At 64.4% G+C, this 13,014-nt stretch carries 12 protein-coding genes and 1 pseudogene; 6 read left to right on the top strand and 7 right to left on the bottom strand.

The features are described 5' to 3' along the window. Positions 1-160 precede the first annotated feature (160 nt). Entirely contained in the window at positions 161-1,093 is a 933-nt protein-coding gene (argC, locus tag ACYVH8_RS13970; RefSeq protein ID WP_460489419.1) for an N-acetyl-gamma-glutamyl-phosphate reductase, read from the top strand. On the opposite strand, the gene recX is transcribed toward argC, so the two are convergent. Further along, positions 1,094-1,564, bottom strand: coding sequence for a recombination regulator RecX (recX, locus tag ACYVH8_RS13965; protein ID WP_460489418.1), 471 nt, complete (start codon positions 1,562-1,564; stop codon positions 1,094-1,096). 22 nt (positions 1,565-1,586) lie between these two features. After that, on the bottom strand, positions 1,587-2,642 hold the full coding sequence (recA, locus tag ACYVH8_RS13960; protein ID WP_460489417.1) for a recombinase RecA: 1,056 nt from the start codon (positions 2,640-2,642) through the stop codon (positions 1,587-1,589). A 141-nt stretch (positions 2,643-2,783) separates the two neighbouring features. On the opposite strand from recA, the gene ACYVH8_RS13955 reads away from it, so the two are divergent. From ACYVH8_RS13955 to ACYVH8_RS13945, 3 genes are all read left to right on the top strand, one after another. After that, entirely contained in the window at positions 2,784-3,263 is a 480-nt protein-coding gene (locus ACYVH8_RS13955; protein ID WP_460489416.1) for a MarR family winged helix-turn-helix transcriptional regulator, read from the top strand. Between the two features lie 61 nt (positions 3,264-3,324). Continuing rightward, positions 3,325-3,999, top strand: a complete 675-nt coding sequence (locus ACYVH8_RS13950) for a response regulator (protein ID WP_460489415.1) — start codon at positions 3,325-3,327, stop codon at positions 3,997-3,999. An 85-nt stretch (positions 4,000-4,084) separates the two neighbouring features. Next, complete coding sequence (locus ACYVH8_RS13945) at positions 4,085-5,524, top strand: sensor histidine kinase (protein ID WP_460489414.1); 1,440 nt, start codon at positions 4,085-4,087, stop codon at positions 5,522-5,524. A 15-nt stretch (positions 5,525-5,539) separates the two neighbouring features. On the opposite strand, the gene ACYVH8_RS13940 is transcribed toward ACYVH8_RS13945, so the two are convergent. The 3 genes from ACYVH8_RS13940 to ACYVH8_RS13930 are packed head-to-tail and all read right to left on the bottom strand — an operon-like array spanning position 5,540 to position 7,379. Beyond that, positions 5,540-6,199: an SPOR domain-containing protein gene (locus ACYVH8_RS13940; protein WP_460489413.1), complete on the bottom strand. Its 660-nt coding sequence runs from the start codon at positions 6,197-6,199 to the stop codon at positions 5,540-5,542. Positions 6,200-6,209: 10 nt separating this feature from the next. Then, the gene (locus ACYVH8_RS13935) at positions 6,210-6,968 is read right to left on the bottom strand and encodes a biotin--[acetyl-CoA-carboxylase] ligase (protein ID WP_460489412.1); all 759 of its coding nucleotides are present in this window, start codon (positions 6,966-6,968) and stop codon (positions 6,210-6,212) included. A gap of 3 nt (positions 6,969-6,971) precedes the next feature. Further along, positions 6,972-7,379 (bottom strand): SET domain-containing protein, encoded by a 408-nt coding sequence (locus ACYVH8_RS13930; RefSeq protein WP_460489411.1) that lies wholly within the window; start codon positions 7,377-7,379, stop codon positions 6,972-6,974. A 170-nt stretch (positions 7,380-7,549) separates the two neighbouring features. Between ACYVH8_RS13930 and ACYVH8_RS13925 the strand changes: the two genes are divergently transcribed. Both ACYVH8_RS13925 and ACYVH8_RS13920 read left to right on the top strand, forming a co-directional pair. After that, on the top strand, positions 7,550-10,522 hold the full coding sequence (locus ACYVH8_RS13925) for a DNA topoisomerase III (protein WP_460489410.1): 2,973 nt from the start codon (positions 7,550-7,552) through the stop codon (positions 10,520-10,522). 22 nt (positions 10,523-10,544) lie between these two features. Continuing rightward, positions 10,545-11,390 carry a protein NO VEIN domain-containing protein gene (locus ACYVH8_RS13920; RefSeq protein ID WP_460489409.1) on the top strand — a complete coding sequence of 282 codons (846 nt, stop codon included), beginning with the start codon at positions 10,545-10,547 and terminating at the stop codon, positions 11,388-11,390. Between the two features lie 78 nt (positions 11,391-11,468). Here ACYVH8_RS13920 and ACYVH8_RS13915 read toward each other — a convergent pair whose 3' ends face one another. Both ACYVH8_RS13915 and ACYVH8_RS13910 read right to left on the bottom strand, forming a co-directional pair. Then, positions 11,469-12,602 (bottom strand): ABC transporter substrate-binding protein, encoded by a 1,134-nt coding sequence (locus tag ACYVH8_RS13915; protein ID WP_460489408.1) that lies wholly within the window; start codon positions 12,600-12,602, stop codon positions 11,469-11,471. A 140-nt stretch (positions 12,603-12,742) separates the two neighbouring features. Continuing rightward, positions 12,743-13,014: pseudogene (locus ACYVH8_RS13910) on the bottom strand (type I glyceraldehyde-3-phosphate dehydrogenase); the annotation flags it as partial.

Here is a 13,014-nt window from a genome sequence, read left to right as displayed (position 1 = left end):
CTCTCTCAGGAAATGAATTTTTGTCCTGCCATGGAACCGGCATGTCCCTTGGCCGATGCTGGATTCAGCACAGCCTTGGAATGTATCATGTTGCTATGCACCAAAACTTGCGGGACAACCATCATATTGATCGGGCCGATCAATCAGTCCCGCCTTCACCATGACCCGACACAAAGTCTTCATTGATGGCGAAGCCGGCACCACCGGCCTGCAGATCCGCGAGCGGCTGCAGACCATGCCGCAGATCGAACTGCTGAGCATCGCACCCGAACGCCGCAAGGACCCGGCCGCCAAGCGCGAACTGCTGGCCGGCGCCGACCTGGTCATCCTCTGCCTGCATGATGAAGCAGCGGTCGAAACCGTGGCCCTGGTCGATGCGCTGGAAAAGAGCTCCGGCCAGCCCGGCCCCAAGATTATCGATGCCTCGACCGCCCACCGGGTTGCCCCGGGCTGGGTCTATGGTTTCCCTGAGCTCACGCGCAGCCAGGCACAGGCCGTGGCCCAGGCGCGCCGTGTGGCCAACCCCGGTTGCTACCCCACAGGCGGCATCGCCCTGCTGCGGCCCCTGGTCGATGCCGGCCTGCTGCCGCCCGACTACCCGGTGGTGATGTCGGGTTATTCCGGCTACTCCGGTGGGGGCCGCCAGATGATCGAGGCCTATGAGGTCACAAAAACCGCACCGCCGCTGGAAGTTTATGGTCTGAGCCTGACGCACAAGCACGTGCCTGAGCTGCAGCGTTACAGCGGCCTCGAACGCCGCCCTATCTTCGTACCAGCCGTAGGCAATTTCTACGCCGGCATGATCGACCAGATCGGCCTGCAGTTCGACCTGATGAAAGGGGTCGGCCACGCCCAGCAGCTGGACGATGCGCTGCGCTCGCACTACGCCGGCAGCGAATGGGTCAGCGTGGTGCCGCCGGCGGCCGGCGGCCGGCTGGAGCCGACCGCGCTCAATGGCACGAACCAGATGGAACTCAGCGTCTATGGCAACGATGCGCTGGGCCAGGCCGTGCTGGTCGCGCGGCTGGACAATCTGGGCAAGGGTGCCAGCGGCGCCGCGGTACAGAACCTCAAGCTGATGCTGGGCTTGTAATCAGGCTTCTTCGTCGGCCGGATCGCCGCCCAGCACACGGCGCACCACCTCCCCAGCAAAGCCGCGTGCCAGCAGAAACCGCGTCTGCCGCGCCCGCTCCTGGGGCGTCTGCGGCAGGGCATCGAATTTTCTTTGCCAGACTTCGCGCGCACGTGCCAACTCGCTGTCCTTGAGGCCGGACAGGGCCAGCGCTATCAATTCGCCGTCCAGCCCCTTGTCCTGCAATTCCTGGCGTATGCGAGTCGCCCCGAGGCGGCTCGCGCGCCGGTTCAGCACCGACTCGGCCACCCGCTCCTCACTGATAAAGCCCCGGGCCTGCAGTTCGTCGAGCGCCTGCGCCAGGGCGCCGGGCTCCTCCTCGTGAGGCTGGAGCTTGCGCTCGAGCTCACGCCGCGAGTGCTCGCGTTGGCTCAGCAGGCGCAGCGCCCGCCCCTTGAGCGTGGGCTGGAACGACAACCGTGCCGCGGCCATGGCCCGCTCCCCCTTAACGGCCTTATTCGGCGGTGGCTTCCGCAGCCGCGTTGAGCAGCGGAATGCCCAGGGACTCACGCACCTTGTTTTCGATCTCCTGCGCCAGCTCGACGTTCTCGCGCAGGAACTCGCGGGCGTTGTCGCGGCCCTGACCGATCTTCTCGCCGTTGTAGGCGTACCAGGCGCCGGATTTCTCGATAATCTTGGCGTTCACGCCCATGTCGATGATCTCGCCCTCGCGGCTGATGCCCTCGCCGAAGAGGATGTCGAACTCGGCCGTCTTGAAGGGCGGCGCCACCTTGTTCTTGACGATCTTGACCTTGGTTTCATTGCCGATGGCCTCCTCACCCTTCTTGATGGTGCCGGTGCGGCGGATGTCGATGCGCACCGAGGCGTAGAACTTGAGCGCGTTGCCACCCGTGGTGGTCTCGGGGCTGCCGAACATCACGCCGATCTTCATGCGGATCTGGTTGATGAAGATCACCATGCAGTTGGTCTTCTTGATGGTGGCGGTCAGCTTGCGCAGGGCCTGGCTCATTAGGCGGGCCTGCAGACCAGGCAGACTGTCACCCATCTCGCCCTCGATTTCGGCCTTGGGCGTGAGCGCGGCCACCGAGTCGATCACGATCAGGTCCACGGCGCCGGAGCGCACCAGGCTGTCGACGATCTCAAGCGCCTGCTCGCCGGTATCAGGCTGGGAGATCAGCAGATCGGGCAGGTTCACGCCCAGCTTCTGCGCGTACTGCACGTCCAGCGCATGCTCGGCGTCCACGAAGGCGCAGGTGCCGCCGATCTTCTGCATCTCGGCGATGACCTGCAGCGTCAGCGTGGTCTTGCCGGACGACTCAGGGCCATAGATCTCGACCACCCGGCCACGCGGCAGACCGCCCACGCCCAGGGCGATGTCCAGGCCCAGCGAGCCCGTGGAGACGACCTGGATATCCTCGATGGCCTCGCCCTCGCCCAGACGCATGATGGTGCCCTTGCCGAACTGCTTCTCGATCTGGGCCAGTGCGGCCTGCAGGGCCTTGGCTTTTTCACTGTTGGCGACGCTGATGGATTTGCCGGATACGTCCATGACTGCTCCTTGATGGGGGTTGATTCCTTATCCAGTGTTTTTAATTACAGGCTGGATGCTTGATCAGTAATTTATCTGCCTTGTAGTTTCAAGTAAAGCCTTTAATTAGTCATTTTGGTTTACTATTTCAGAATGACAGCCATGACGCTTTCCGCACCGATCGAGGACGGCTGGCGCCAGACCCATCTGGGACGGCTGCTGGGCCATGCCATGCGCCGTTTTGACGAGCGCGTGCTGCATCTGATGGCACACGATGCCGAGGTCCCCCTGGCCCTGTCCAATCTGGCCGCGCGCGGAAAGATCAGCGCGGCCCACATCCACATCACACGCCACCTGGCGCTGGAAGGTGCGCGCCTGAATGAACTGGCCGAGCAGGCCGGCATGAGCAAACAGGCCATGGGCAAACTGGTCGACCAGTGCGAAGCCTGGGGCCTGGTCAGGCGCGAGGCCGATGCCCGCGATGGCCGGGCCAAACGGGTGTGCTTCACGCCGGCCGGTCTGGCCTGGCTGCATGCCTTCCAGCGCGCCGTCATGCAAGCGGAAGCGGAACTGAAACAGGCCGTCAGCCCCGAGGTGGCGGCTGTCATCGCGCTGGGCCTGGAGGCCTACGCCAGCGCCTAGAATTGCCCTGACACACCACGCCGAGCCGGCGCCCACAGCCGGCAAGCTCCAGGAGACATGCATGCGGATACTGATCGCCGAGGATGACCAGGTGCTGGCCGACGGCCTGCTGCGCACCCTGCGCAGTTCCGGCGCAGCCGTGAACCACGTGGCCAGCGGCACCGAGGCCGATGCAGCCCTCATGACCAACAGCGAGTTCGATCTGCTGATCCTGGACCTGGGTCTGCCCAAGATGCACGGTCTGGAGGTGCTCAAGAAGCTGCGCGCGCGCGGCTCCAGCCTGCCGGTGCTCATCCTCACGGCCGCCGACAGCGTGGACGAGCGCGTCAAGGGCCTGGACTACGGCGCCGACGACTACATGGCCAAGCCCTTCTCACTGCAGGAGCTCGAAGCCCGTGTGCGCGCCCTGGTGCGCCGCGGCATGGGCGGCGCCAGCAGCCACATCAAGCACGGCCCGCTGGTCTACGACCAGGCCGGCCGCGTGGCCACCATCGACGGCAAGATGGTCGAACTCTCGGCGCGCGAACTCGGCCTGCTGGAGGTGCTCCTGCAGCGCAGCGGTCGCCTGGTCAGCAAGGACCAACTGGTCGAACGCCTGTGCGAATGGGGCGAGGAGGTGAGCAACAACGCCATCGAGGTCTACATCCACCGCCTGCGCAAGAAGATCGAGAAGGGTCCGATCCGCATCGCCACCGTGCGCGGCCTGGGCTACTGTCTGGAAAAAATCCCCGGTTGAGCGTACTGCGCTGTGCGTTGAGCGGAAGCCCCATCCACGCCATGCACCGCGCTCAACGCACAACGCCCGACGCTGAGCCTCTTTCATGAAACTCTTCCAGCGCGAGCAACGCTCCCTTTTTGGCGAGATCCTCGACTGGATGCTCACGCCGCTGCTGCTGCTGTGGCCGATCAGCCTGGTGCTGACCTGGTTGGTGGCTCAGGGCATCGCCGGCAAACCTTTCGACCGCACGCTCGAATACAACGTCAACGCCCTGGCCCAGCTGGTCTCAGTCAACCAGCAGCACGTGCAATTCAACCTGCCCCTGCCCGCACGCGACCTGCTGCGTGCCGATGACATCGACACGGTCTACTACCAGGTCCTGGGCGTGCGCGGCGAGTACCTTGGCGGCGAGCGCGACTTCCCTCTGCCGCCCGAGGATGTGCCGGTGTCCGGCGGCGAGGTGCGCCTGAGGGACGACACCTTTCACGGCCAGGACATCCGGGTCGCTTACATGTGGGTTCCGCTGGATGCTTTGGCCACGAAAACCGTGCTGGTCCAGGTCGCTGAAACCCTGGACAAGCGCTCGGTGCTGGCGGCCGAGATCATCAAGGGCGTGATGCTGCCGCAGTTCGTGACCCTGCCGCTGGCCGTGCTGCTGGTCTGGCTGGCCCTGGTGCAGGCCATCAAGCCGCTCAACCGCCTGGAAGAACGCATACGGGCCCGCCGCCCCGACGACCTCAGCCCCCTGGATGCACAGGCGGTGCCACTGGAAGTGGCGCCTCTGGTGTCCTCGGTCAACGATCTGCTGCTGCGGCTGAAGGATTCGATCGGCGCGCAAAAACGCTTTCTGGCCGACGCCGCGCACCAGCTCAAGACCCCGCTGGCCGGCCTGCGCATGCAGGCCGACCTGGCCCAGCGCGAAGGCACCAGCACCGAAGAGCTCAAGCTCTCGCTGCGGCAGATCGGTCGCGCCAGCATCCGCGCCACCCATACCGTCAACCAGTTGCTGGCGCTGGCACGCGCCGAAGCCGGCACCACGGCCATGAGCCGCCAGCCCTGCGACCTGGCCCGGCTCACCATGGAAGTCGTGCAGGACAGCGTGCCGCGCGCCATGGACAAGCACATTGACCTGGGCTACGAAGGCGCCCAGCCGGGCATGCCCGGCGTCATGCTCGAGGGCAACCCCACCCTGCTCAAGGAACTGGTGCGCAACCTGCTGGACAACGCCATCAGCTACACGCCGTCCAGCATCGACAGACCCGGTGTCATCACGGCGCGCGTGCTGGCCGACCCTTTTGGCAAGATCGTGGTGCTGCAGGTGGAAGATTCGGGGCCGGGCATCGCGCTGGCCGAGCGCGAACTGGTCTTCCAGCCCTTCTACCGGGCCCTGGGCAATGATGTAGATGGCTCGGGCCTGGGCCTGCCGATCGCACAGGAGATTGCACAACAGCATCACGCCCGCATCGGCGTGGAGGACACACGACCCGGCCAGACACCGCCGGGCGCGCTTTTCACGGTGCGCTTCGATCTGACCTCGGAGTGAGCGGGCCCGGCGCCCTTATTTGCAGCTGCGCAGCGTCTTGTCGCCCAGCGCGGACCTGAGCTCTTCCAGCCTGGGGCGCAAAGCTTCGTCGACGGTCGGAATGCGCAGCTGACTCTGCCGGGTTTCAAGCCGCTCCTGCACCACGCGAGCGGTGCGCACGCCCCGCTTTTGCAAGGCCGCCAGCTCGGCTTGCGCCTGGGCCTGGGTCTCGAAACGGCCCAGCGAGAGGCCCAGCTGCAATTCCGCGTTGTCCAGGGACTGCAGCTTGAGCTTCATCTTCTCCAGCTCCGCGCGCTTTTTATTCTGCGCGGCGACGTTGGGGAACTTGCCCATGTACACGATCCAGCGCGCCGGCTCGATCAGCAGCTCAAGCGACCAGGCGCTGGCTGGCAAGGTGGCTTCCAGCGCCTTGCGCACAGTCTCGGTCTGGATCTCGTCGAACAGGCCGGCCTGCAGACATTCAGGCGGCCTGGGGGGCGTCAGCGCGACCTGCTCGGCCCGGCGTCCCTCATCGGCCGGCAGGATGCGGATAGCCTCGGGGCGGATCTGTTGTGTCAGGCGCTGCGGTTCGCTCTGGTCGGCCGGCGCCCAGCCGTAGGCGCGCAACATGCCCTGCGACCAGGCGAAATAGCCAGCATTGAGCAGGACCAGCAGCAGAACGAGGAGGCGCAGCATGGAACGGTCTTCACTTCGAGGGGCGGACGCTGACTTCGGCGCTGGAGATTTTCTTCAGCCCGCCGGAAGTATGCATCAGCAGAGCACCGCTGCCGTCCACGCCCCGGGCCTGGCCCGTCGTGCCATCGCTCAGGTCCACCTCGCGCCCGGCCAGGGCATCGCGCGCAGCATAGGCGGACAGGAAAGGCGCCCAGCCCTGGGCCTCGAAGCGCCGCACATCCCTGGCCAAGGGTGCGGCGACGCGCTCCAACGCCAGCGGAGCGGTGATGCCCGGCTCAAGCTCCTGCAGCCAGGCCGGCGGCGTGGCCAGGCCGGCGCCATCGCGTGGCGTGATGTTGATGCCCACACCGATCACCGCGTAGCGCGTATCGTTGATCTGCGTGGTCTCGATCAGGATGCCGGCCAGCTTGCGATCGGCCAGCCAGACGTCATTGGGCCACTTGAGTTGCAGCTCCGGGTGCAGACTCTGCACCACGCTCAGGCCCACGGCGAGCGACAGGCCCGACCAGTCGGCCATCTTCAGGGGCAGGCCCAGCGAGAACATCAGCACCTCCCCGGGCAACGCACCGCTGTTCCACTGCCGCCCCAGGCGACCGCGACCCGCGGTCTGTTCCTCGGTCACCAGCAGCACCGGCTCCAGCCGGCCGGCACGCGCGCGGCGCATCAGCTCGGTGTTGGTCGAATCGACCTGCGGCAGCACCTCGACCGTGAAGCCGGGCAGGGCCGGCGCCACCGCCTCCCAGATCGCTTCCGCGGGCCACCGCAGCATGGCTCAGCGCTTGCCGCGTTTCGGAGCCAGCAGGGTGCCGCGGCAGTTCTTGCTGCCGCACCAGCAGGGGTACTCGGCCTTGAGCTTGGGGGTATAGGGCTCGTCGATGATCAGGCCGTAGTCGTAGTTGAGCTCCTCGCCGGCCTTGATCTTGCGCAGGGACTTGATGAAGACGCGACCCTCTTCCTCGTCAGCCTCGCAGTTCGGGGCGCAGGCGTGGTTGATCCAGCGCGAGGAGTTGCCACCGACCTTGGCGTCGATGACGTGGTCTTCGTCGACGTGGAAATAGAAGGTGTGGTTGGGATCCTTGGGGTCGTGGGGATGGCGGCGCAGCGCCTCTTTCCAATTGATGATCTCGCCCACGTACTCGATGATGATTTCGCCCTTGGGAATGTCCTGGACTGCAAACACCCCCTTGCCATGTACGCCGGAGCGTCGGGTTTGGATACGGCGACCGGACTCGGAAACGGAATTCTTGGACACTGCTGAAAAATTTGGTAAGGTGAACTCGTATGGGCGCGCGCGGGCGCGCCCGTGTATGCGTGCGCGTACGCGCACGCGAGAAACTGGATTGTAGTCAGATGAAAAACGTAGTTTTGACCAAAAGCACAGCTTTCGCCAAAAACGCAGTTACCGGTAAAACCCTGGTCATTGCCGAAAAGCCCTCGGTCGCCCAGGACATCGTGCGGGCGCTCACGGCCACCGCCGGCAAGTTCGAGAAACACGACGAATTTTTCGAGAGCGAGGGCTACGTCGTCACGAGTGCCGTCGGCCACCTGGTCGAGATCCAGGCGCCCGAGCAGTACGACGTGAAGCGCGGCAAGTGGAGCTTTGCCCACCTGCCGGTGATTCCGCCGCACTTCGATCTGAAGCCCGTCGACAAGACCAAGACCCGCCTGAACGCCGTGGTCAAGCTGGCCAAGCGCAAGGACGTGGGACAGCTCATCAACGCCTGCGACGCGGGCCGCGAGGGCGAGCTGATCTTCCGCCTGATCGAGCAATATGCGGGCGGCGCCAAACCTTTGGGCAAGCCGGTCTCGCGCCTCTGGCTGCAAAGCATGACGCCCCAGGCCATCCGTGATGGTTTCGACAAGCTGCGCAGCGACAAGCAGATGCTGCCCCTGGCCGATGCCGCGCGCAGCCGCTCCGAGGCCGACTGGCTGGTGGGCATCAACGGCACGCGTGCCATGACGGCCTTCAATTCACGCGACGGCGGCTTCTTCCTGACCACCGTGGGCCGCGTGCAGACGCCGACCCTGGCCGTGGTGGTGGAACGCGAGGAGCAGATCCGCAAGTTCATCAGCCGCAACTACTGGGAGGTGCACGCGAGCTTCGGCGCGAAGGCCGGTGACTACCCCGGCAAGTGGTTCGACCCCAAGTGGAAAAAGACCGAGGACGATGCCGAGAAGCGCGCCGACCGTGTCTGGAGCGAGAAGGAGGCCACCGCCATTGCCGACGCCGTGCGCGGCCAGACCGCCACCGTCACGGAAGAGAGCAAGCCCAGCACCCAGGCCTCGCCCATGCTGTTCGACCTGACCAGCCTGCAGCGCGAAGCCAACGGCAAGTTCGGCTTCTCGGCCAAGACCACCCTGTCCATTGCGCAAAGCCTGTACGAACGCCACAAGGCATTGACCTACCCGCGTACCGATTCCCGCCACCTGCCCGAGGACTACCTGGCCGTGGCCAAGGACACCTTCGGCATGCTGGCCGACTCCGGCCTCAAGCACCTGGCGCCGCACGCGGCCACCGCCATCAAGGGGGGCTACGTCAAGCCCAACAAGCGCATCTTCGACAACGCCAAGGTCAGCGACCACTTTGCCATCATTCCCACGCTGCAGGCGCCCAGTGGCCTGAGCGAGGCCGAGCAGAAGCTCTACGACCTGGTGGCACGCCGTTTCATGGCGGTGTTCTTCCCCAGCGCGGAGTACCAGGTCACCACCCGCATCACAGTCGCCGCCGGCCACAACTTCAAGAGCGAAGGCAAGGTGCTGGTCAAGCCGGGCTGGCTGGCCATCTACGGCAAGGAGGCCGAGGACGAAATGGCCCCCGGCGAAGGCAGCAGCAAGGTGCTGGTGCCGGTGCAGGCCGGCGAGAAGGTCAAGACCAACGCCGTCGACCCCAAAGGGCTGAAGACGCGTCCCCCGGCCCGTTATTCGGAAGCCACGCTGCTGTCCGCCATGGAAGGCGCCGGCAAGCTGATCGAGGACGACGAGCTGCGCGAGGCCATGCACGAGAAGGGCCTGGGCACGCCGGCCACGCGCGCGGCCATCATCGAAGGCCTGCTGAACGAAAAATACATGCTGCGCGAGGGACGCGAACTGATTCCCACGGCCAAGGCCTTCCAGCTCATGACCCTGCTGCGCGGCCTGGGCGTGGAAGAGCTCTCCAAGCCCGAACTGACCGGCGAGTGGGAATACAAGCTCTCCGAGATGGAGCATGGCCGGCTCTCACGCGCCGAGTTCATGCGCGAGATCGCGGCCATGACCGAGCACATCGTCAAGAAGGCCAAGGAATACGACCGCGACACCATCCCGGGCGACTACGCCACCCTGACCACGCCCTGCCCCAACTGCGGTGGTGTGGTCAGGGAAAACTACCGGCGTTACGCCTGCGTCGGCAAGAGCGGGGCCGCGGAAGGCTGCGGCTTCTCCTTCGGCAAGACCCCGGCCGGCCGCACCTTCGAAGTGGCGGAAGTAGAGGCTTTCCTGCGCGACAAGCGCATCGGCCCGCTGGATGGCTTCCGCTCCAAGGCCGGCTGGCCTTTCACAGCCGAGATGGTCATCAAGTTCGACGACGAGACGAAAAACTACAAGCTCGAATTCGACTTCGGCAATGACAACGCCGAGGAAACCGGCGAGCTGGTGGACTTCTCAGCCAAGGAATCCCTGGGCGCCTGCCCCAAATGCGGCGGCGCCGTCTACGAGCACGGCAAGAACTACGTCTGCGAAAAGACCGTGCCCACGCTCGCCCAACCCACGCCGAGCTGCGACTTCAAGAGCGGCCAGATCATCCTGCAGCAGCCCATCGAACGCGAGCAGATGGTCAAGCTGCTGAGCACCGGCAAGACCGACCTGCTGGACAAATTCGTCTCCATGCGCACACGCCGCCCCTTCAAGGCTTTCCTGGCCTGGAGCGCGGAGGAGAACAAGGTCGCCTTCGAGTTCGCACCGTCCAAGTTCCCGCCGCGCAAGACCGCCGCCAGCGCAACGGCCAAGACGACAGGCCCGGCCGCCAAGAAGGCGGCGGCCAAGAAAGTAACTGCCAAAAAGGCGCCAGCCAAAAAAGCCGCCGCAAAAACCACGGCCGCCAAAGCGCCGCGCAAGACCGCCGCCGGCCTGACCCCCAGCGCCGAACTGGCCGCGGTGATCGGCAGCGCACCGGTGGCACGCACGGCGGTGGTCAAGAAGCTGTGGGACTACATCAAGGCCCAGGGCCTGCAGGACCCCAAGGACAAGCGCAGCATCAAGGCAGACGCCAAGCTCAAGCCGGTCTTCGGCAAGGACAAGGTGACGATGTTCGAGATTGCGGGCCTCATCGGCAAGCACTTGAGCTGAAAACACGCCACACGTTCTCGACATGAGCAACGCTGACTGGAGCCGCATCGAGGTTGAGGCCATCGTTGATGACTATCTCTCGATGCTGGCGTCAGAGCTTGCCGGTACGCCATACAACAAGACGGCTCATCGGCAGGCACTCCAGTCTTTGTTGAAAAACCGCTCGGATGCGTCCATCGAATTCAAACACGCCAATATCAGTGCCGCACTCCTGGACGCGGGCTTTCGCCCTATCAATGGCTACAAACCTCGGTTCAACTACCAATCGCTGCTGGTTGAAGTTCTGGCTGAACAGCTAGACAAACGACCCGACTTGTTCACGCTGGCTGCCGCTGACGCGGACCGTCCCATCGTTGTCCCGGAAGTCGAGGATATCCTTGCCGTACTGACTGAGCGCCCGCAATCCCGAACCGAAGCGCACAGGGTAGCGGAGCCTTCCGTACCGATCATCCGCCTGCCCACCAACTACATCGAACGCGAAGCCCGGAACCGCTCTCTGGGCAATGCTGGCGAGCTGTTCGCAATGAACTTTGAACGCGCCCGCCTGGTACATGCAGGCAGGGAAGCATTGGCCGCAAAGATCGAACACACGGCCAAGGTTCGCGGTGACCATGCAGGCTACGACATTCTTTCGTTCGAAGCTTCGGGTGCCGAACGCTTGATTGAAGTGAAGACGACGAAATATGGCGTGGACACACCTTTCTTCGTGACGCGCAATGAAAAGGCAACTTCGGAACGTCACGCCTCGCAGTACCAGCTTTATCGACTGTTCGCATTTCGGGAATCTCCACGGCTTTACACCCTGCCTGGAGCTATCGACATGACCTGCAACTTATCCGCGGCGACCTTTCTCGCCAGCCCCAAATAAGAACACGCCCGAAGGCGTGTTCTTATTTGGGGCAAGAGCAGGAACGATATCTGTCACGCAGCTACCCGTGGGGTCTATTCAACGCACGAAGCGGCCGTCCCGCCCGATGATGGTCAGGTCGGTGTACTTCGAGCCCGAGTGGTCGCGCGGCGAGTAATTGATTTCGAAGCCGCCGAGATTGACATCCTTCATGGACTCCAGCCCCGTGATGAGGGCTTCCCGCGTAAGGTTCTTGCCGGCCCGGCGCACACCTTCCACAAAAACCTTGCCGATCAGGAAGCCTTCCATGCTGGAGAAGTCGAACTCGTTCTGGCCCGCCTCCTTCATGCGCTGCTGATACTCGCGCACCACGGGGGATGAGGGTATGTAGGGAAAGGGCACCACCTGCGAGATCACCACACCCATGCCAGCCGGCCCGAGATCGTCGGCCAGGGCCTTGGAGCCCACGAAACTTACGTTGAAGAACTGGCCGCCGTAACCCCTGGTGCGCGCCTGCTTGATGAACTCAGCGCACGCCTTGTAGGCGCCGATCTGCACCACGGCTTCGGGCTGCGCCGGCAGGATGGCGTTCAGTGCGGCCGCCACATCCACCGTATTGCGCTCCACCGTGGCCGTGGCGGCCGGCTGGAGCTGCCGTTTGCTCAGCGCACGCATCATGCCCTCCAGGCCGGCCTTGCCGTAGGCATCGTTCTGGTAAAAAACGGCGATCTTCTTCACGCCCAGCGTGGTCAGGTGCTGCACGATGCGCTCGGTCTCGTCAAAATAACTGGACCGCACATGGAAAACATAACGGTTGAAGGGCTCGCGCAATCCCTGGGCGCCGGTGAACATGCCCACGATGGGCACCTTGGCGGCCGTGAAAACCGGCAGCGCCGCCAGTCCGGTGGGTGTGCCCACCGAGCCGACCAGGGCAAAGACTTGGTCCTGCTCAATGAGGCCCTTGACTGCCACCACGGCCTTGTCGGGTTCGTAGCCATCGTCGCGCGTGAGCAGGCGCAGGGTCCGCCCGTTGACGCCACCCTGCTCGTTCACCGCCTTGAAATAGGCCTGGATGCCGACCTTCAGGCGCTGCCCCAGCTGGGCGGCCGGACCGCTCATGGCGGCGAACTGCCCAACCATGATTTCCTTGTCGCTGACCCCTGTTGTTTCCGCCCTGCCGGCCAGCCCCGCCAGCATCAGACCCGACATCGCCAGAACCTGCACAAACCTCATCGGTCACCCTCCAGTTGCACGGTCCACCCGCGCGAACCTATGATTTGCAGATCATAGATGGCCGACACCGGGCGTCAACCCCTCACGGTATGCAGGGGCGCCGTGCCGGTCCGGGCTGCTGTACCGGACACGGAACCGGTTTACTTGGCCACCACGCGCGCCATCTCCAGGCACTTGTTGGAGTAGCCCCACTCGTTGTCGTACCAGGCCACGACCTTGATGAAGGTCTTGTCCAGGGCGATGCCGGCCTCGGCGTCGAACACCGAGGTGCAGACTTCGCCGCGAAAGTCGGTGGCCACCACCTTGTCCTCGGTGTAGCCCAGCACGCCCTTGAGCGCGCCCTGGCTCTGGGCCTTCATCTCGGCGCAGATCTCCTTGTAGTCGGCTTCCTTGTTCAGCTCCACGGTCAGGT

The organism is Curvibacter fontanus, assembly GCF_054780335.1.
This window is presented reverse-complemented; position numbering and strand designations above follow the sequence as displayed.